The sequence below is a fragment of the Pseudomonas argentinensis genome (assembly GCF_001839655.2).
Taxonomy (GTDB): domain Bacteria; phylum Pseudomonadota; class Gammaproteobacteria; order Pseudomonadales; family Pseudomonadaceae; genus Aquipseudomonas; species Aquipseudomonas argentinensis_B.
Genome location: NZ_CP056087.1, coordinates 2,541,494 through 2,560,779, shown reverse-complemented (window position 1 = coordinate 2,560,779; position 19,286 = coordinate 2,541,494). Strand labels below are relative to the sequence as shown.

At 63.0% G+C, this 19,286-nt stretch carries 15 protein-coding genes and 1 pseudogene; 3 read left to right on the top strand and 13 right to left on the bottom strand.

The genetic code is table 11. The annotated features are described in order from the left end of the window. Nucleotides 1–178 precede the first annotated feature (178 nt). Nucleotides 179–421, bottom strand: a complete 243-nt coding sequence (locus tag SA190iCDA_RS11445) for a hypothetical protein (protein WP_070886957.1) — start codon at nt 419–421, stop codon at nt 179–181. A 176-nt stretch (nt 422–597) separates the two neighbouring features. On the opposite strand from SA190iCDA_RS11445, the pseudogene SA190iCDA_RS23415 reads away from it, so the two are divergent. Together SA190iCDA_RS23415 and SA190iCDA_RS23410 are read left to right on the top strand one after the other, a co-directional pair. Beyond that, nucleotides 598–1,845: pseudogene (locus SA190iCDA_RS23415) on the top strand (chemotaxis protein); the annotation flags it as partial. A 150-nt stretch (nt 1,846–1,995) separates the two neighbouring features. Further along, nucleotides 1,996–2,751, top strand: coding sequence for a methyl-accepting chemotaxis protein (locus SA190iCDA_RS23410; RefSeq protein WP_419203922.1), 756 nt, complete (start codon nt 1,996–1,998; stop codon nt 2,749–2,751). Nucleotides 2,752–2,882: 131 nt separating this feature from the next. On the opposite strand, the gene SA190iCDA_RS11435 is transcribed toward SA190iCDA_RS23410, so the two are convergent. After that, nucleotides 2,883–3,266 carry a response regulator gene (locus tag SA190iCDA_RS11435; protein WP_070886959.1) on the bottom strand — a complete coding sequence of 128 codons (384 nt, stop codon included), beginning with the start codon at nt 3,264–3,266 and terminating at the stop codon, nt 2,883–2,885. 230 nt (nt 3,267–3,496) lie between these two features. Between SA190iCDA_RS11435 and SA190iCDA_RS11430 the strand changes: the two genes are divergently transcribed. Beyond that, entirely contained in the window at nt 3,497–3,784 is a 288-nt protein-coding gene (locus SA190iCDA_RS11430) for a hypothetical protein (RefSeq protein WP_070886960.1), read from the top strand. A 98-nt stretch (nt 3,785–3,882) separates the two neighbouring features. Here SA190iCDA_RS11430 and SA190iCDA_RS11425 read toward each other — a convergent pair whose 3' ends face one another. The 11 genes from SA190iCDA_RS11425 to treP form a co-directional block, all read right to left on the bottom strand. Next, on the bottom strand, nt 3,883–4,341 hold the full coding sequence (locus SA190iCDA_RS11425) for a thiol-disulfide oxidoreductase DCC family protein (protein WP_070886961.1): 459 nt from the start codon (nt 4,339–4,341) through the stop codon (nt 3,883–3,885). Nucleotides 4,342–4,544: 203 nt separating this feature from the next. Then, nucleotides 4,545–5,342: a hypothetical protein gene (locus SA190iCDA_RS11420; RefSeq protein WP_070886962.1), complete on the bottom strand. Its 798-nt coding sequence runs from the start codon at nt 5,340–5,342 to the stop codon at nt 4,545–4,547. 84 nt (nt 5,343–5,426) lie between these two features. Then, nucleotides 5,427–6,596 (bottom strand): MFS transporter, encoded by a 1,170-nt coding sequence (locus tag SA190iCDA_RS11415; protein ID WP_070886963.1) that lies wholly within the window; start codon nt 6,594–6,596, stop codon nt 5,427–5,429. Nucleotides 6,597–6,695: 99 nt separating this feature from the next. Beyond that, a complete protein-coding gene (locus SA190iCDA_RS11410; RefSeq protein ID WP_070886964.1) occupies nt 6,696–7,502 on the bottom strand; it encodes a hypothetical protein in 807 nt (268 codons plus the stop codon). Nucleotides 7,503–7,515: 13 nt separating this feature from the next. After that, nucleotides 7,516–8,955, bottom strand: a complete 1,440-nt coding sequence (locus SA190iCDA_RS11405; RefSeq protein WP_070886965.1) for a radical SAM protein — start codon at nt 8,953–8,955, stop codon at nt 7,516–7,518. Then, nucleotides 8,955–11,537, bottom strand: a complete 2,583-nt coding sequence (locus tag SA190iCDA_RS11400; protein ID WP_236100839.1) for a glycosyltransferase — start codon at nt 11,535–11,537, stop codon at nt 8,955–8,957. The genes SA190iCDA_RS11405 and SA190iCDA_RS11400 overlap by 1 nt, the downstream gene beginning before the upstream one ends. Before the next feature lie 307 nt (nt 11,538–11,844). Beyond that, nucleotides 11,845–12,153: a PTS transporter subunit EIIB gene (locus tag SA190iCDA_RS11395; RefSeq protein WP_070886967.1), complete on the bottom strand. Its 309-nt coding sequence runs from the start codon at nt 12,151–12,153 to the stop codon at nt 11,845–11,847. Nucleotides 12,154–12,155: 2 nt separating this feature from the next. After that, a complete protein-coding gene (gene ptsP / locus SA190iCDA_RS11390; protein WP_070887105.1) occupies nt 12,156–14,699 on the bottom strand; it encodes a phosphoenolpyruvate--protein phosphotransferase in 2,544 nt (847 codons plus the stop codon). A 56-nt stretch (nt 14,700–14,755) separates the two neighbouring features. Then, complete coding sequence (locus SA190iCDA_RS11385; protein WP_070887106.1) at nt 14,756–15,979, bottom strand: maltoporin; 1,224 nt, start codon at nt 15,977–15,979, stop codon at nt 14,756–14,758. Nucleotides 15,980–16,044: 65 nt separating this feature from the next. Further along, the gene (treC, locus tag SA190iCDA_RS11380; protein WP_070886968.1) at nt 16,045–17,700 is read right to left on the bottom strand and encodes an alpha,alpha-phosphotrehalase; all 1,656 of its coding nucleotides are present in this window, start codon (nt 17,698–17,700) and stop codon (nt 16,045–16,047) included. A gap of 71 nt (nt 17,701–17,771) precedes the next feature. Further along, nucleotides 17,772–19,214 carry a PTS system trehalose-specific EIIBC component gene (gene treP, locus SA190iCDA_RS11375; protein WP_070886969.1) on the bottom strand — a complete coding sequence of 481 codons (1,443 nt, stop codon included), beginning with the start codon at nt 19,212–19,214 and terminating at the stop codon, nt 17,772–17,774. Between the last annotated feature and the right edge of the window lie 72 nt (nt 19,215–19,286).

Sequence of the window (19,286 nt, the reverse complement as noted above, 5' to 3'; positions counted from 1 at the left end):
GGCTGGCTCACCCATCGACCCGCTTCTGTGGGAGCGCGCCATGCGCGCGAAATCAAGGGCGAAACCCTTTCTCAGAGGGGTGACAGCTCGTCGCATGGGCCGGACCGGGTAGGTGAAACCCATGGTGATTTCGCGGGGTTTCACCTACGGACCAGCGCCTGCAGATCGACAACAGACCCTAGCGCTCATCCGTTCTGGCGGTACCGTTTTCACGCTCGTTCAGGGAATCCTGATCCGAACCCGGATTGCCCGCTGGCGGGTTCCACTCCACCCGGTTCTTCTTCGCCTCGGCCTCGTTGCGGCCCTGCCTGGGCTCCGAACTGGCCTTCTCCAGCCCCGAGCCATGCCCTGCGCCGGTATCCACTTCCTTGTCGCTGGAGGACTCGAAGGCGGATTCTGATTCGTTATGTTCGACTGCCATGACCACACTCCCGTAACGACGCAGGACATCTGCGCACACCGTTCTGAAACGTCGCCCGGCGCCGGAGTGCAATGCTTTCGACAGGCGGCAGCGCCAGCGGACAGCGAGACGGATGACGTGTCGATCGGCTGAAGCAATTGCCGCGGCCGCCGATAACCTGCCAGTCCCCCTTTCAAATGGCTGTTCTCATGTTCAATCGGCTCTCCATCCAGTTCAAGCTGACCGCCCTCGCCGGCCTCTGCCTGTTCCTGGTCGTGTCCCTGCTCGTACTCGTCTCCCAGTTCTATGCAGCGCGCAGCAGCGATGTCGTCAAAGGCACCAGCTATCAAATGCTCGGCGATTCCGCGCAGTTGCGGCTACAGGCCATCGGCGAGGCACAGGCGCAAAGCATGCGCAGCGAATTCCTCGAGGTTTACCTGTACGGCCTCGGCCTCGCCAAACAGGTCGACCTGCTGCGTAACCAGCACGCCAAGGGTGTGCTCAGCGCCGAGGCGCTGCGTAGCGACCTGACCGCCGTGCTGGCCGATGCGCTGAAGGCGCGCCCCGAGTCCCTGGGTATCTACATCGCCTTCGCGCCCAACGGCCTGGACGGGCAGGATGCCGCCTTCATCGATAACGAAGGCGCGAGCAGCAACGAGGCGGGCCGCTTTGCGCTCTACTGGGCGCAGAGCGAGCCGGGCAGGTTCGCAGCCGAAGTGATGACCGAACAGGAACTGGCCGACACCACCCCCGGCCCAAGCGGCGCAGCCTACAACGCCTGGTACAGCTGCCCGCTCAAGACCGCGGCGGCGTGCCTGCTCGACCCTTATGTCGACCAGGTGAATGACCAGCCCGTGCTGATGACCAGCGTGGCTCTGCCCCTGCAGGACGGCGGCAAGGTGATCGGCGTGATCGGTATCGATATCAGCCTGGCCGCGCTGCAGGCGCTGGCCGAATCGGCGAACCGCAGCCTGTATGACGGCCAGGGCGACATCAGCATCATCAGCCCGGCCGGGCTGCTGGCGGCGTACACCCGTGACGCGACTCAGCTAGGCAAGCCCCTGGACGACGCCGCCCAGACCCAGGCCAGCGCACTGCGGCAGGCGCTGCAGGCCGGCCAGCCGTCCGTGGTGTCGAGCGAGCAGGCCATCGGCGTCATGCAGCCCGTGCAGCCCATTCCCGGCGCCAAGACCTGGGGCATTCTGATCCAGGCGCCGAAACCGGTGGTGCTCACCCGCGCCCTGGCACTGGCCGACACCCTCGAGGCGCAGCGTACCCGCGACAGCATGATCTCCTGGCTGGTGGGCATCGGCGCGATCGTGCTGGGCCTGGTGCTCATGAACATCATGGCGCGGCGCGTCACCCGCCCGATCCTGTCGGTCGCCGACAGGCTCGACGACATCGCCAGCGGCGAGGGTGACCTGACCCGCCGCCTCCAGTACCCGCGGCAGGACGAACTGGGCCGGCTGGCCGATGGCTTCAATCACTTTCTCGACAAGCTGCAGCCGATCGTGGCCAAGGTGAAGGACTCGGTGCAGTCCGCCCGCCACACCGCCGACCAGTCGGCCGGCATCGCCACCCGCACCAGCCAGGGCATGCAAGCGCAGCTCAGCGAAGTCGAACAGGTGGCGACCGCCTCCAACGAAATGAGCGCCACCGCCCAGGCCGTGGCGCAAAACGCCTCAGAGGCCGCCGCCGCGGCACGCAGCGCCGACGAAGCGACCCGCGAAGGTCTCCAGGTGGTCGACCAGACCACCCAGCGTATCGAGCGGCTGGCCCACGACCTCGGTACCGCCATGCGCGACGTCGAAGGCCTGGCGGCCAGCAGCGAGCAGATCGGCTCGGTGCTCGAAGCCATTCGCAGCATCGCCGAGCAAACCAACCTCCTGGCCCTCAATGCCGCCATCGAAGCCGCACGCGCCGGTGAAGCCGGCCGTGGTTTCGCCGTCGTTGCCGATGAGGTCAGAAGCCTGGCCACCCGCACCCAGGTCTCGATCGAAGAGATCCGCCAGGTCATCGAGCGCCTGCAGCAAGGCACCCGCGACGTGGTGGAATCCATGCGCGACGGCCACCTCCAGGCCCAGGACAATGTCAGCCACGTCGCCCTCGCCGTCAGCGCCCTCAAGCGTATCGGCGATGCGGTCTCGGTGATCACCAGCATGAACCTGCAAATCGCCAGCGCCGCCGAGCAACAGAGCGCAGTCGCCGAGGAGATCAACCGCAACGTGTCGGGCATCCGCGACGTCACCGAATCGCTGGCCGAACAGGCGGATGAGTCCGCCCAGGTCAGCCGCTCGCTGAATGCGCTGGCCAACCACCAGCAGGGGTTGATGGACCAGTTCAAGGTCTAGGGCCGTAGCGAAAGAGCTTATGGGTAGCGGTGCCGCAACGGTACCGGTAAGGTTGCCACCTGAAAACCTGCGCTAGAGTGCACGGGTGGTGGCCGAATCCTCGGCTGGCGGCGGCGCAGCGGCCGCCGTGGCTAATGAGCACGCGGCCGATGGCCGGCCTGGCTTTCGAGGTAGGTTTGCACCCTGCCGTACATCGCGTCCAGATCCCATGGTTTGGAGAGGAACGCCGAGTGTTCCGGTATCTGGTCGTCGCGCGGCATCTGGTGCCCCGAGGTTAGCAACACCGGCAGTTCGGGCCAGCGGGCCCAGACGATCTGCGCCAGCTGCCAGCCATCCAGCGAGCCCGGCATGCGAATATCGCTCAGCAGCAGATCCACCGTCCCGCGCTCCAGATGTTCGAGCGCTGCGTCAGCCGATGCACACTCGATCACCTCCAGAGCCAGGGGCGAGATCAACTCCATCAGAAGTTGCCGGAGGATCAGCTCGTCTTCGACGAGCAGTACGGTGAAGGTCATTTGGTTTGGCCAGTGTCTACAATGAAAATTAGGCCGTGGGATGCGCATTACGTGTCTTAAAGTGGACGGATGGTCACGGCCGCTCCTGTAACGCTCGAAACGCCGTCACGCTTGGCGTGGCGCGTCTGGATCTGTCCGCCCGGCGGTCATCTTTGAGCATGAACCTCCCATCCTCGCCCCCGCTCGGATGGAGTAGGCCAACTCTTTGGCCTACCTCGAGGTACATCGTCATGAAAGTCATGAATCTGAAAGATGGGACGCCCCACTACCAGGGCAACCCAGGCTATGTTGCGCCCCAAGCCGCTGCTACCCCCACTCGGCTGGGCTCGGTGAGTGCGATAAGACGGCCCCTGGCCCAACAGCCGGGTAGAGACCACGCCGATGAAGACGATGAGGGCCTGGACCCCGGCACCGGTACCGATAGCGAGCCGACGTCACTGCCAGACGAAGCGCCTCCCGTGGAGCCCGAGGATTTCGACGGCAACAAGGCCGCGATGGATACCAGGCAAGGGATTTGATTCTGGCCGTTCGCTATGACCGATGGCGCCGCCTGGCGCCTTCGTTTCACAGGGGTGCGAGATCGCTCGCATGGCGCCCAAGCCATTGAGCGTGACACCTAACGCTTTTCACGGGTCGACTGCTTATGCGGTGCATTCCCCGCCTTGGGAATCGCACAGCTCTCGCCTTTACAGCGAGCGGCACCATCCGGATGAGGCAGCCAAGCCAAATGCGGACGCCAGCGGCAAAAAAGCCGGTAGGCGACGTTCAGCATCGGCCTGGCCCACCGCCACGACAGGGGGGCGGCCCAGAAGCCGAGGCCAGCCGCGCGCCAGCTCCACAACGTTGCGTCCAGACCGGTGACCCAGGCGCCATCGGCAAACCTGGCGTGCAGCAATGATTCCATCTGGGCAAAGGTGAGCGCCAGGGATTCTGGCTCGAAACCTTGGTCACGGATATCGACGAAGCGCAGGCGCTCCGGGGCGGCACGCCCGCGCAAGGTGTTTATCTCCCGGGCGCAGAGTGGGCACTCACCGTCAAAATAGAGGGTCAGTGGCCATGTTGGCTTTCTGTCCATCAACGATCTGCCCTTCGCGTTTTTCCATACGATAGGCCCCTGATCCCGGGCCGACAATGATCAGCTCGGCTGGACGCTCGCCTTGCCCCCGAGACGGACGGCCCGCTTCAGGTCGTTGCCGACGTCAGCTGCAGCATTTGGCAGGAAAGCCTGGGCCAGGCACATGGGCAGCAGTGGCGCACGGTGATGGCGCCCTGCCCCAATCAACCACAATTGCCAGCAATGGTCAGGTAATCCGTATAGAGCTGGGGCGCGCCGGAAAAGGACGCCAGCTCACGCCACTCTTCGTTCATGCGCTCCGCGTCCTCGTGCTCGCGCACGAACTCCAGTGCCTGCTCGGTAGAGACATCCAGTTCCGGGTGGAAAGCATTGAGGGACTCCAGGCTTTCGATTTCCAGCATGACCACATACTGATCGATACGGCTGCCACCCTGGCATTTCAGCATATGGAACTTCCACCCCGGATAGTCGGCAATTCGCTGGATGTTGCCGGTGATGAAGTCTTCGAAGGTCGCCGCAGATACACCGGGGCGCAGTGCCAGATTATGAATGCCGATGACCCTAGCAGCGGGTTTCTGCCCGGCAAGCGCCTGGTAGTTGGGCCCCTCCGGCAACGTGCTGCGGGTATTCTCGGCGACCAACGCGTAGTGCGAGAAAATGGTGGGCCGTTCGGAGAAGGTCGCGAAGGTCTTCCATTGCGCGATCAGCTCCAGGGCCTGGGGGCGCTGCTGCCAGAAGGCCTGGGCCAGCGCGGTGTGATCGCCGTTGGCGTCGATATAGCGGGCGTAGTCCTCGGCGCTGGGTGCCTCATGCAGCATCAGGTATTGATGCTGCCGCTCACCGCGCAGGCCTTTGAGCAGCGTCCATTGCCAGCCGGGGTAAGCCGGAATCTCGATGCCGCGTTGACGGGCGAAGGCTTCGAAATGCGCGGCGGTGACACCTTTCTTCAGGTTGAGGCCGATGTAGTGCAGGCTGAAAACAGGCCCGGATAAGTGGTTCATGATGACTCCCTGGTAGTTAGTGACAGGACACGATGAAAGGCTTTCGGCCTCGCGGGCAGCAATGCGCGGCGAAAGGAACCGCGATCAGCCGGCGCCATGACGGGCAACGCGTCGGGCACTGGCACAAATCAGCAACATGATCACGATTCCCGCGGAGAACGCCGCGGTCAGGCTCCAGTGCCGGGCTACCACGCCAATCAGTGCAGGGCCGCTCAGCAGACCCGTGTAGCCGATCACGGTGACGGCAGGCAGGGCGAAGCTCGAGGCAACCTCTGGCTGATTACCAGCGGCGGTGAACAGGATGGGCACGATATTGGACAGGCCGATGCCGGTGAGCACGAAGCCCAGTAGCGCAACGCCTGGCAGATCGATCGCCACGACCAGCAGCAGCCCCAGCGAGGCGCAGGCGCCGCCCAGCATCAGCATGCGCTGGCGACCATGGGCGTTGACCAGGCGGTCGCCATACAAGCGGCACACGGCGACGGCGATGGCATACAGCGTAAAACCGGCCCCGGCATGGCTCTTGTCCAGCCCGCGTTCGGTGTGCAGGAGCACCGCCGACCAATCCAGCATGGCCCCCTCGATCATGAACACGAAGAAGCACAGCACGGCGATGAACAGAACCCCGGGTTGGGCCAACGCCTGCAAGGTGCCGCCGGACTCGCCGCGATCCGTTACCCGCCTGGCCAGCAGGTGGCCGCGGGCGGACAGGGTGAACAGCGCGATCAGCAGCACGATCAGGCCGATGGCTTGCAGCGGCGTCAGCCCGACCCACAGCAGCAGGGTGACCCCGCCGGCACCGGCCACGCTGCCGATGCTGTAGAACCCATGGAAACCGGACATTCTGGCCTGCCCGCTTTCACGCTCGACGATGACCGCCTGGGCATTCATCGAAACATCCAGCAGGCCATTGGCCGCGCCGAACACCAGTAACGCGGCCGCCATTTCCCAGACGGAGCCGGCGAGCATCATCAAGGGCAGCACCAGGCAGAAGATCGCCGCGCAGGTCAGGATCAGGGGTTTGCAACCGAACCTGGCAATCGCCCGCCCTGCCAGCGGCATCACCAGCATGGAGCCCGCGGCGATACAGAACAGCAACAGGCCCAGCGTGCCTTCGTCGATGGCCAGGTGGGATTTTACGAAAGGAATCAGCGGCGCCCAGGACGCCATGCCGAGCCCGGCGACAAGGAAGATATGGCGCGTGGCGCGCTGCTGGAGGCGATTGGCAGCGATACTCGGGCAGGCAGCATTCATGGCACGAAACTCTAGGTTCTAGTTATGGGCGGCGATGGCCGCGCGCTTGCAAGGCAGCGCAGCCCACCGCGGTTTGCCAGCGCAAGGAAACGCCTGCGCTCAGCCCAGGCTCTGCGCCACCGAGAGGTAATCGGTGTAGATCTGGGGCGAGCCGGAAAACGAAGCGAGTTGCTTCCACTCTTCGTACATCTGCTTGGTGTCGCGATGGGCCTGGGCAAACAGCGCGGCCTGGTCGGTGGCGATATCCGGCTCCGGGTAGAACACGTCGAGCGCCTGCAGGCTGGCTATTTCCATCATCACCACGTACTGGTCCAGCCGGTTGCCCCGCTCGCCCTTGAGCAAACGGAATTTCCAGCCGGGATAGTCCTCGATACGGTGGTGGTTCTCGGCGATGAAGGTCTCGAAGCTGTGCGCCTCGACGTCCTCGCGCAGCGCCAGGTTGTGAATGCCGATGACCCGTGCCACCGGCTCCTGCCCGGCGCGCTCCAGGTAACGTGGGCCCTGGGGCACGTCGCTCCTGGGGTTCTCGGCCAGCAAGCGATAGTCGGTGTAGAGGGTGGGCAGTTCACTGAAGGTGGCGTAGCGCTTCCACCCGCCCAGCATATCCAGGGCCTGCGGGCGGTCGCGCCAGAACTGGCGAGCGAGCGGGGTCTTGTTGCCATCGGCGCTCACGTACAGGTCGCGCTGCGCGGCACTGGCGATTTCGAACAGCATCAGGTATTGCCCGGCCCGCTCGCCGCGCAGGCCGCGCAGCAAGGTCCAGTTCCAGCCCGGATAGCAGGGTATGTGCACGCCCCGCTCACGTACGAAGCGCTCGAACTGCTCGGGCGTCACACCGGCCTCGGTATCGATGGCGATGTAGTAGAAGCTGAAGACCGGCGCGACTGAAGCGTCTGGCTGTGTCATTGGCTGGGCCTCCTCAGGCATGGGGCTCGACGAACTGGGTATTGATGATGGCCTCCACCAGGGTCACGCCGTTGGGGGTCAGGCTGACCACCTCGCCCTGCACGGTGACCAGGGCCTTTTCCACCAGTGTGTCCAGCGTGCGGCTGATGATCGGGTTGTCGTAGAGGCTCCTGCCTTCGAAGCGCTGCCTGAACACCTTGTCGTCCACGGGCACTAGCGTGGATAGCGCCATCTTGAAGGCGTTGACTTCCCGCTGCAGGGGCGACACGCCGCGGCTCCCCTCGATGGGCAGGCGGTCTTGGTCGAGCGCTTCCTTGTATTTCTTGTAGCCGGTGATGTTGATCGCTTCGGCGCGGGTGCATTTCGAGCTGCCGCCCAGGCCGATCGCCACCTCCGGGTACTGGGTGGGCAGATCGGTAATGAGCCCCTTCCACTTCTCCGCCTGCAGGTGGTTCTGGTGGAAGTACATGGTCGGGTGTTCGCGATAGCCCGAGGCGAGGTAGCGCTCGACCAGTTCGCGCATCTGGTACTGCTTGCCCAGGCCGGGAAAGGTCATGCTGTCGGTGCCGATCAGGCCCTTGCGTTGCCAGTGGCTTTGCCGTTCACCGGAAACCCCGGTGCGGGTTTTCATGAACTCTTCCATGTGCAGCTTGGTGATGACCACATGGGAAAGTTCGAGCTCGAGCACCTTCTCCAGGTCGTACTTAACATCGTCCACGCCCTGCCCCAGCATGCCGTAGATAAGGTCGACACTGACCCACTCCAGGCCGATTTCCCGGGCATGGTGGATGGTCTGCACGCACTCTTCGGCCGAGTGCATGCGCCCGCAGGCGGAGATGATGCGGTCGTCGAAAGACTGCGCGCCAAAGCTGATCTTGGTGAAGCCAAGCTCCTTCAACAGCAGCAGATAGTCGCGCGTCAGGGTGCCCGGCTCGCCTTCGAAGCGCAGGGTGGCGGCCGAGAAATTGAAATGGCTCAGGTAGAAGTCCATCAGGCGGCGCAGTTCCGGCTCCGGCAGCAACGACGGCGTTCCGCCGAAGATATTGAATTCCCCCACCTCGGCGTTGGCCAGGCTCGGGACCTTCTGCAGCCACATCCTGGCTTCCTTGATGTTGTAGTCCACCAGGTCGACGAACACCTGTTGTGACGACGCCGCCTTGGGATTGAGGATGACCGTGGGGTACTGGCAGAAATGGCAGCGGTAACGACAGGTGGGGATATAGGCCCACAGGTGAATCTGCCGGGCCTGGCCGATTTCACCGTCCATGTCCGCGAAGAATTCCTCCAGCGGATAGTCGGCGATATCGCCAGGAAACACGTGGCAGCCAAAGGGATCGTTGAATACGTAGTCCAGCATGGCGGCGTTTTGCGGGCGGGAGAGAAACTCATGGACCCTGGGCAGCGGATAGTTGGGGTCGATATCGTTCAGTGAGTTCAGTGCTTCGACGTTCATCAGAACACCCCGCCATTGGCAAAGTAGTTGTGGGCTTCGCCGGACTCGCGGTCCTCGCAGAAGTAGTAGACGAAGCGTTGGAAGTCCTCGGGCCTCACGGCCGCAAAGCACTCGGGCAAGGCCGGCGGGTAGCCGATGTCGTCGCCTACCGCCCGGCGCAACGCACTGAACAGCTCGTCGCGAAACTCGAAATACAGGCGATAGGCCGGCGTCTTGTAGGCGTGGATGGGTTTGAAATCGATGACCCGTGACTCGTATTTGATCTCGTGGATACGCTGGTAGAGACGGTCGGCCACCGGCCCGCCGAAGAACTCACGCACCGCCCTGTTTTCCAGCAGGATGTGGGGGTTGAGCAAGGCCGGCAGCACGATGTTCTTGGGCACGTAGTCCTTGATCGAATACTCCCAGGCCTGCCGCGACTGCTCGGCGCTGGTGTCGGCCAGGGTGGGCAGCTGCCGCTCCACGTCCGGGCGCACGTCCTTCATGATGATGATGCCGTCCTGGCCATAGGCCTTGCCGGTGATCACCTCCTCCAGAATGGTGTCCACCCGGCGGCTGTTGATTTCGATGCGCGAATCATGGGCATACACGGGTTTGCCGCCCCAGGCGATGACCCGGATGCCGAAGTCCCAGTCATCGGAGAGGTGTTCCACGAAACGGCCGTCTTGCAGCTGGTAGAAGATCTCGATGCCGCCTACCTTGTCGTAGAGCGTGCGTTCGACGGCAAAGCCCTTGCCGTCGGGAAAGCCGCCGAACAGCGAGAAGGACATCTCCCGGCAGCGCAACGTCCTGTCGATTTCGGCGTACAGGTTCGGCCGGGTCTGAAAGGCGGCCTGGTTGTAGTAGTAGTTACAGGTACCGAGGTCGGCGTGTTCATCGACCATCTTTCTGATCAGCGCGTGCAGCCAGAATGGGTCCACGGTGCAGTCCGCATCGGCGGAGGCGATGTAATGCCTGCTGCTGGTACCGAGACGCAGGTCGCGCTGGCGCGAGCGCACGCTGGCATAGTCCATACCGCGTTTGCGCGCCGAGGAAACACCCTGAACGCGCTCCTCGATGACATGAATATCGAGGGACGGATTGCGCGCCCTGAAGGCGTTGATTTTCTGCACCGAGTCATCGCTGGAGTTGTTGTCGACGATGATCAGCTCGTAGCTGTCATGGGTGATCAGGCCGTCCCGGGTCTGCTGCTGAAACAGGGAATCCAGCACGCTGTCGATGCGGTCACGCTCGTTATAAACCGGCAGCACGACCGATACAAAAATGGTGTCACGCATGGTTCCTCCAGGTTCATTCAGGTCCAGCATGCCGGCGACGTTATTGGCGAGCACCCGCTGGCCAATAACGAAGTTTCGCCGCGCGATGTCTTTCATCAGTAATCTGTCGTTCAACAGCCGATAGACTTCGTCGACGAATGCCTCATCCGGCAGCCCGTCATTGGCTTGGGAAATATTCATGATCGGCGCCTCGAAGCCGTGCCGGCCATACACTTCCTGGTAATACTCGTAGCGGGTGGTGATGTAACAACGCTGGCTGCTGATGGCCTCGCCTATGGGGTTGCCGTAACTGTCATAGCCCCAGGACGTCAGAAAGGAAACCAGATCGCAGGACCCATAGAGATCCTCGATGGTGATCGCGTTCTGCTTCGCCGGCATGCAAGCGTGGGATAACGAGCCGACGAACTTCACGAACGGCTCGATGTTCAGTTCCCTGATCTGCTTATTCAACGCGGCGAAGTAAGTTGGGTGTTCCTGAGGGTCGCCGGCGACCACCAGATATACCTTGCGCCCACTGCCGCTCTGGGCGAAAAGCTGATTCAGCCGGGGGATCAACCAGATGTCGCGGTCCTGGCGTTTTTGCGGAATGATGCGCGTGGTACGGGCGATCAATACGTCGCTATCGCGGATATCCAGGCCTTCCCTGATGTTGCGGTAAGTGCCTTGCCGGTCAAAGTCATAGGTGTTCTTGCGCACCTCGACCTGCACCTGATGGTCGCACCATTGCTCGAGCTGGTTCTTCAGATGGTTATTGAGGGTCACGTAGCGGATATAGGGCGAGCGCACAGGCCTGACGGCATGGGGGTACGGCTCGGGGCCGTACTTCATGATCGCCTTTTCACTGTTCCACATCAGGTCGTGATCGCGCCAGATCACGAAATTCCCCAGGCCATGTTCCTTGCCGTAGGTTTCGATGGCCTGGTACAGCGCCCTGGTATAGATGATGTTTTCCGGCAGCGTGCCGTTTTCGACTATCACGTAACGGATAGCGAGTGATTCCCACAACGCGATGATTCGCTGGGCCAAAGCCTGTGATGCTTCATCCACCGCCGCGAGAAGTTGCTGTTCTTGCTCAGCCGAAACGGACACTCGTTGTCCAATCAGCACTTCATGCAAGTGCGTGATGAACGGCACCGTGTAATGGGGAATGGCGTCGATGCCCTCGACACGAACAAGGGTGAACACGCCCTGATAGATGGCTTTCTCTTCGTCGTATGGTTTGTTGAAGTTGCCTTTGTCGACCTTTATGTCGTAACCCACATCCAGATAACAGGCGATGCCATTACGTCGGAGTCGCTTGGCCACTTTCAGGGCCTCGACGGTAATACCCGATACCGCAACGGCATCGAATGATATGAAAATAGCCCCCGGTTGCATTGTTCTACTCCTTCAGTCTTTCAGGGTTTTATTGATCACCACGAACTAAAGAACCAAATTCAGAGAACAGTTACCCACCGAATGCATCGTCGGAATTAACGAAGGTGTTGAACAACTTGTGGCAAGTGTTCTGCGACGCACTAATAAGTGCGGTTCATCGGGAGATGATGGGGAGCATTACCCCCGGCTCTATCAACCGCCGGAGGCACGACTCAGTGGATCGGCACGCAGCGTTTCAGCCGGTTTCAGCCAACGGCACTTCCACCGGCGTCAGCACATGCACCACGCCCTTGCCCAGCACCATTACGGCGGGCATGTCAGGCGCCTGCAACGCCGGCTCGTCGAGCTGCTCGGCGTCACGCAGCTGCACGCGGATGCGGGTTATCGCGACGCGCTGTTGCGCGGCCAGGTTCTTCTCGCCGCCCAGGGCTTCGACGACCTTGGCCGGCAGTAGTGTTTCAGGCGCCGTGTTCACCTTGGGCTCGTCCGGCACCAGGTCCGGCGTCAGGGCCTTCCAGAAGGCACTTTGCAATTTATTGAACATGCTCAGCACTCCAGTACAGGTGACAGGGGTAACGACGATGGCCGCCATGACAGCAGGGCTTCACGAACCTGCCCGGCGCTTTCCAGCGTCAGCGCCTGGCGCGCGATGGCCTCGCAATCGCTGAGCTGCACGTCGCGAATCGCCGCCTTGATGGCGGGAATCAGCGGCACGCTGGCCGACAGCTCATCCACCCCAAGGCCCAGTAACAGCGGCACGGCCAGTGGTTCGGAAGCCATGGCGCCGCAGACGCCGACCCACTTGCCATGGGCGTGGGCGGCTTTCACGGTGGTGGCGATCAGGCGCAGCACCGCCGGGTGGAAACTGTCGGCCTGGCTGGCGAGGCGTGGGTGGTCGCGGTCCATCGCCAGGGTGTACTGGGTCAGGTCGTTGGTGCCGATGGAAAAGAAATCGACTTCCGGCGCGAACACATCGGCCATCAACGCCGCGGACGGCACCTCGATCATGATGCCGAGCTTGGGCAGCGCGGTGAGGCCAAGGCTCGCCGCCTCTTCTTCGAGGATCTGCCGGGCCAGGCGCAATTCGGACATCTGGCTGACCATCGGCAACATGATGTGCAGCCGCGCCAGCGCGCAGCTCGCCAGGATGGCGCGAAATTGCTCGTGGAGCAGTTGCGGGCGCTCCAGGCACAGACGTACCCCGCGCATGCCCAGGAATGGGTTGGCCTCGGCCTCCATCGGCACGTAGGCCAAGGGCTTGTCCCCGCCGACATCGAGGGTACGCACCACCAGGTTGCGCTCCGGCCCCAGGGCGCGGGCGATGGCGCTATAGGTGGCCGCCTGTTCGTCCTGGCTGGGCGCACTGCTGCGCTCCAGGTAAAGGAACTCGGAACGCAGCAGCCCTACCCCTTCGCCGCCCAGCTCCAGCGCCTGCTCGGCCTCCGCCAGCGAGGCGATATTGGCCGTCACCTCGAAGCGATGGCCATCGCGGGTGGTGGCTGCCAGCGCGGCCTGCTCGAGGTCGCGCTGCTGGCGCAGGGTTCGCTGCTCGCGCTGGGCCTGCAACTGCTCGATGGAAACGGGATCGGGATCGAGGTGCAGTTCGCCCTTGTCGGCATCGAGCAGCACCCGGGTGCCGTCGGCCAGGGCAAGTACCTCCTGCGGCAGACCGCAGACCGCCGGTAGTCCCAGCGCCCGGGCCAGGATCGCCACGTGGCTGGTGGCCCCGCCGCCAACCGTGGCAAAGCCCACCACCTTGCTGGTATCCAGTGCCGCGGTCTGCGACGGGGTCAGTTGCTCGGCCACCAGAATGGCCTGGTCGGGCAGCTCCCAGGCGCTGTCTTGCACATCCAGCATCAGCTTGAGCACCCGCTGCCCGACATCGGCAAGGTCCAGTGCACGCTCGGCCAGAAACCGGTTGCCGCTGGCCTTGAACAGCTCGGCGGTCGCTTCGGTCACCGAGTTCCAGGCGAAGGCGGCGCTCTTGCCCTGGTTGATCAGCAGCCGGGCCTGCTCCAGCAGGCTCGGGTCTTCCAGCAGTTCCTGATGGGCCTTGAATATCTCCTCCTGGGCCTCGCTTGCCGCCCCGTCGCGCAGCTTCTGCAAGGCAGACAACGCCCCTGCCAGCGCACGATCCAAGGTTTGCAGCTCGGCGCGAGGGTCGCCGGCGGACTCGACAATCTCCAGCTTGCGCTCCACCACCTGAACCACCTGGCCAAGGGCAGAGCCTGCCGAAGCACAGACGCCCTGCAACGACATTGCCGAGCTCTTCGCTGCCGGCGCCGCCTCGATGGCCGATGCCCTGGCCGCCACCGGTGCCACGGATTCCCCGCAGCCATCGGCCAGCAACTCGGCAAGGGTCTCGATGGCCGCGGCGGCATCCTCACCGGTGGCGCTGATGGTCAGCATGTCGCCAAGGGCCGGTTGCATGGCCATGATCGCCACCAGGGATTTGCCGTTGGCGCTGTCCTGCTGCCGGTGCAGGCGGATATCGGCCTTGAAGCCCTTGGCGGCCTGGGCGAACACCGCTGCAGGCCGGGCGTGCAGGCCGTTGGCATTGGGCAGGCTGATCGGCTGCGAGACCAGCGCCTCACCTTCATTCACTGGCGCAGTGGCCGCCAGCCCGACGTGGCCAAGCTCCAGCAACGGCTGGCCACCGACCACCCTGGCGCTGTCGCCGGTCAGCATGCTGAACGGCTCGGCGCTGACCACCAGCATCAGCGTCATCAGGCTGCGCGCATGCACGGCAATATGGTCGGCATCGAACTCGATCAACGCCTGGCCAGCCTCCACACGCTGGCCTTTTTCCACCAGGGCCGTGAACCCTTCGCCGGCCAGGTTCACGGTATCCAGGCCGATATGCAGCAGGATCTGCGCACCGCCCTCATGGGTAATGGTGATGGCGTGACCACTGGCTTGCAGATCGCTGACCTCCCCCGCCAGGGGCGCACAGAGGGTCTGCGACGTCGGGTCGATGCACAGGCCGTCGCCGATCACCCGATTGGCGAACACCGGGTCAGGCACATGATCAAGGGGCACCAGCACCCCGGACAGCGGTGCCAGCAATTGCAAGGGTTGAGGTACGGTCATGGCTTCACCTGCGGTTTTGTTCTTGAAATGGTGCAAGGTCACTGCGGCGACATCGCCTATTTCCACCAGTACTCGATTTGCAGCCCGGCATTGGAACCGTGCAGCGACGAGCCGAACTCGCCGCTGTCGGACAATGCCGAGCCCTGGGCCAGTTCATTGGCCGCGCGCTGGGCCGCCGCGTTCCAGCTTGCATAGGTGTAGTACAGGCGCACCTCCGGCCGCTCCCAGAACCCCGGGCCTTTTGGCGACCAGGTGGGCGCGAAGGTAAACTTGCTCAACTTGCGGGTACCGCCTGGCGCCTGCACCTGATCGTGACCGAGCTCGGCCACCAGCTTGAATTGGTCGGTGATCCCATAGGCCGGGCGCACGCCCACAGACATCCACTTCTGGTCACTGCCATCGGGGCGAATGTCCTTCTGGTAGAGCGCCTGGAACTGGCCACCGAAACGCGGCGTTACCTGCCAGTCGAAGAACTCCACCACCCGGTAGCTCTTGTTGTTGTCGTCCAGGCCGACGTTGCCGGTGTAGCCCAGGCCCGTGCCGGGGCCTTCGCCATATTGCAGCGCCAGTGTGTTCTTGCCGCCCAGAAACAGCTGCTGCACGTGCTGGGCAGTGACCGCCCAGCCCGCATGGGCGTCGCGGCGGCTGGGTTTGTCGATGTAGCTCAAGCCCAGCTCGAGCTCGCCGCCGGGGTTGGTGCTAAAGCCTGCGACGTTGAAGTCGTGCCGGGTGACGTAGTCCTTCTGGTACAGATTGTCCTTGCGGGAAAAGGCGTAGCTGTATTTCAGGTCGCCGATCTTCACGTCCTCGACCCCGCCGCCGGTGGCGCTCTGGTTCCAGTAGTAGAAATCGGAAATGTGGATGTCGTTACGTTTGTAGTAACGCCGGCCGGCCCACAGCGAGCCGCCGTTGAGGCTGGGCAGGTTTGACCACTGGGCATAGAGCTGCGGCAGACGTACGGCACCGTTGTCGCCCTGAAAGGTCAGGTCACGGTCGTATTCGTTGAACAGCGACACCATGCCGTCGACGCTGAACACCGAGCCGTCGTCGAGGGTCAGCAGGTCCTGGCGCAACTCCAGCTCCGCGTACTGCTCGCACTCGTTGCCCAGCCGATACTTGGACTGCGCACCGGGCAGCATGAAGCATGATTGCGAGCGGCCGTTATCGGTGCTGCCGACACCGCTGCGCAGGTAGCCGGCGAACTCCAGCGCCTGCGCGGAAAACGGCATCACCAGGCACACACAGGAGGCGGCAAGGCCGCCATTCATTCTTGTTTTCAAGCGCCACTCCATTGTCTTTCTTGTTGGGTTGAGGCTTAGAACAGCGAAGGCATGCGTGGATGCGATCAGCTGTCCTCGAGGTGCAACACGAAGGACTCGTATGGCCTGAGGTACAGTTGACGCCCCCGCGGCTCGCAGTCCGGGTAATTGCTGATCACCACCCGCTGACGGCTGGCGCTGTCGATCACCCGCTCAGGCAGCTCGACCTCGCAGGAGGTGCCATAGAAGTTGTTCACCACCAGCAGGCGTTCATGGGCGTTTTCACGTTCGCGCAGGTAGATCCACACCTGCTCGTGCTCCGCCAGCAGCTGGCGATAGACGCCCTGCTGGATCAACGGCTCCTGACGGCGCAAGGCGACCAGTTGGCGGTAGTAGTGCAGCACCGAGGTGGGATCGTCGAACTGGTTGGCGACGTTTATCTGCTTGGCATTGCCAGGCACGCCGATCCAGGGTTCGGCGGTGCTGAACCCGGCGTTCGCCTCGCCATTCCACTGCATCGGCGTGCGCCCGTTGTCGCGGGACTTCTGCATGATGGTGGCCATGATCGCTGCAGGGCTTTCGCCAGCGTTGCGTTTGAGGCGGTAGATATTCAGGCTTTCGACATCACGGTATTGCTCGATGCTGTCGAAGCCCGGGTTGGTCATGCCCAGCTCCTCGCCCTGGTAGATGAAGGGCGTGCCCTGCAGAAAATGCAGTGCGGTGGCGAGCATCTTGGCTGAAACCACGCGGTATTCACCGTCATCGCCGAAACGCGACACCACCCGCGGCTGATCATGGTTACACCAGAACAGGGCGTTCCAGCCGCCGCCGGCCTGCATGCCGGTCTGCCAGTCGGAGAGGATGCGTTTGAGCGCCAGGAAGTCGAAATCGGCCTGCACCCACTTCTGCTGGTTGGGGTAGTCCACCTTCAGGTGGTGGAAATTGAAGGTCATCGACAACTCTTTCGAGTCGGGGCGCGAATAGCGGATGCAGTGTTCGAGGGAGGTGGACGACATCTCGCCGACGTTGATCAGCTCATGGCCTTCGAACACCTCGCGGTGCATTTCCTGCAGGTATTCATGCACGTTGGGGCCGTCGGTATAGAAACGGCGGCCGTCGCTGGCATCCTCGGGAAAGTCGGCCGGCTTGGAGATCAGGTTGATCACGTCCAGGCGGAAGCCACCCACGCCCTTGTCGCGCCAGAAGCGCATCATCCTGAAGACTTCCTGGCGCACCTTGGGGTTGTCCCAGTTGAGGTCGGCCTGGGTGTGGTCGAACAGGTGCAGGTAGTACTGGCCCGTCTGCGCCTCGTACTCCCAGGCCGAGCCGCCGAATTTCGACTCCCAGTTGTTCGGCTGGTCGCGCCAGATATAGAAGTCGCGGTACGGGCTGTCGAGGCTGCTGCGCGCCTGCTGAAACCACAGGTGCTCGATGGAGGTATGGTTGACCACGATATCGAGCATCAGCTTGATGCCGCGCTTGCCCGCCTCGGCGATCAGCAGCTCGCAGTCGGCCATGGTGCCGTAGCTGGGGTCGATGGCGTAGTAGTCGCTGATGTCGTAACCGTTGTCACGTTGCGGCGAGCGCAGAAAAGGCGTGAGCCACAGGTAGTCGACACCCAGCCATTGCAGGTAATCGAGCTTGGCGACCACACCGAGCAGGTCGCCCGTAGGGTTGCCGGCTTGGCTGTAAAAGCTCTTCGGGTAGATCTGGTAGATCACCGAATGCTGCCAGTCTTGCATGGCGCTATTCCTTCATCTGTTTTAAAACCACGAGCGGCACGCCACAGCGCTGCCGCTCGCCAAGCGATGGTTCAGGCGACCCGGTAGCCCGGGCGGACGATCTTCACGCTGAGGGCGCAGGTGAGCAGGAACGGCACCGCGATGGCGATGACCATGCCCACGATGAACACCGGGATGTACTGCGGCATGATGGAAATGAAACCGGGCAGGCCGCCGACCCCGATGGCCGAAGACTGCACCTTGTTCAGCGACAGGAAGATGCAGCCCATGGCCGAGCCGACCAGGGCGGCGTAGAACGGGTACTTGTAGCGCAGGTTGATACCGAACATCGCCGGCTCGGTGATGCCGAAATACGCGGAGATGGCCGAGGTGGACGCCATGCTCTTGTCCCGCAGGTTGCGGGTCATGTAGAACACCCCAAGCGCGGCGCTGCCCTGGGCCAGGTTGGACATCACGATCATCGGCCAGATGAAGGTGCCACCCTGGGTGGAGATCAATTGCAGGTCCACGCCCAGGAACATGTGGTGCATCCCGGTGATCACCAGCGGCGCGAACAGCATGCCGAAGATCGCCCCGCCGATCAGCGGCGCGAAATCGAACAGCATCACCACGCCCTCGGTGATCAGGATGCCCAGGTGGCGGGTTACCGGGCCGATCAGGGCCAGGGCCAGAACGCCGGTGATGACGATGGTGGTGATCGGCACCACCAGCAGCTGGATGGCATTGGGCACCCGGGCACGCAGCCATTTCTCGATCACGCTCATCACATAGGCGGCCAGCAGGATCGGCAGGATCTGCCCCTGATACCCGACCTTCTCGATCTTGAACCAGCCGAAGATATCGAAGTACGGCATGCCTTGGTCGCCCAGGCCGGCGACCACCTTGCCATAGTTCCAGGCATTGAGCAGGTCCGGGTGCACCAGCATCAGGCCCAGCACGATGCCGAGGATCTCACTGCCGCCGAAGCGCTTCGCCGCCGACCAGCCGACCAGTGCCGGCAGGAACACGAACGAGGTGTTGGCCATCAGGTTGATCAGGCTCCACACGCCGTCCAGCGACGGGTAGGCTTCCAGCAGGGTGACCCCTTCGATGAACATGCCCTTGGCGCCGATCAGGTTGTTCACCCCCATCAGCAGGCCGGCAATGATCAGCGCCGGCAGGATGGGCATGAACACGTCGGAGAGGATGCGCACCAGGCGCTGCATGCCGTTGATCTTGGCAGCGCTCTGCTGCTTGAGATCGGCGATGGTCATGGCCGCCAGGCCGGTCTGCTCGCGCAGCGCGGCATAGACCTTCTCCACATCGCCGGGCCCGATTACCACCTGGTAGAGGCCGCCGGTGAAGAACGAACCCTTGACCAGATCGATCTGGTTCAAGGTCCCCACGTCGACCTTCTTGGGGTCCTTGAGGGACAGGCGCAGGCGCGTCACGCAATGGGCGGCCTGCTCGACATTATCGACGCCGCCGAGGCTCTGCAGCACGTCGCGGGCAATGGCTGAATAATCGTGACTCATGCGCTTGTTATCCTTTGAGGATTTTGTTTTTGGAGAGCGGCACAGGTAGCAACCTGACAAGACCTTACTCGT

Excerpts from the sequence above, each read along its gene's own strand:
- SA190iCDA_RS11435 (WP_070886959.1), bottom strand. The coding sequence starts at position 3,266 with ATGACCTTCACCGTACTGCTCGTCGAAGACGAGCTGATCCTCCGGCAA.
- SA190iCDA_RS11410 (WP_070886964.1), bottom strand. The coding sequence starts at position 7,502 with ATGACACAGCCAGACGCTTCAGTCGCGCCGGTCTTCAGCTTCTACTAC.
- SA190iCDA_RS11425 (WP_070886961.1), bottom strand. The coding sequence starts at position 4,341 with ATGGACAGAAAGCCAACATGGCCACTGACCCTCTATTTTGACGGTGAG.
- SA190iCDA_RS11405 (WP_070886965.1), bottom strand. The coding sequence starts at position 8,955 with ATGAACGTCGAAGCACTGAACTCACTGAACGATATCGACCCCAACTAT.
- SA190iCDA_RS11395 (WP_070886967.1), bottom strand. The coding sequence starts at position 12,153 with ATGTTCAATAAATTGCAAAGTGCCTTCTGGAAGGCCCTGACGCCGGAC.
- SA190iCDA_RS11445 (WP_070886957.1), bottom strand. The coding sequence starts at position 421 with ATGGCAGTCGAACATAACGAATCAGAATCCGCCTTCGAGTCCTCCAGC.
- treC (WP_070886968.1), bottom strand. The coding sequence starts at position 17,700 with ATGCAAGACTGGCAGCATTCGGTGATCTACCAGATCTACCCGAAGAGC.
- SA190iCDA_RS11430 (WP_070886960.1), top strand. The coding sequence starts at position 3,497 with ATGAAAGTCATGAATCTGAAAGATGGGACGCCCCACTACCAGGGCAAC.
- SA190iCDA_RS23410 (WP_419203922.1), top strand. The coding sequence starts at position 1,996 with ATGCAAGCGCAGCTCAGCGAAGTCGAACAGGTGGCGACCGCCTCCAAC.
- SA190iCDA_RS11420 (WP_070886962.1), bottom strand. The coding sequence starts at position 5,342 with ATGAACCACTTATCCGGGCCTGTTTTCAGCCTGCACTACATCGGCCTC.
- ptsP (WP_070887105.1), bottom strand. The coding sequence starts at position 14,699 with ATGACCGTACCTCAACCCTTGCAATTGCTGGCACCGCTGTCCGGGGTG.
- SA190iCDA_RS11415 (WP_070886963.1), bottom strand. The coding sequence starts at position 6,596 with ATGAATGCTGCCTGCCCGAGTATCGCTGCCAATCGCCTCCAGCAGCGC.
- treP (WP_070886969.1), bottom strand. The coding sequence starts at position 19,214 with ATGAGTCACGATTATTCAGCCATTGCCCGCGACGTGCTGCAGAGCCTC.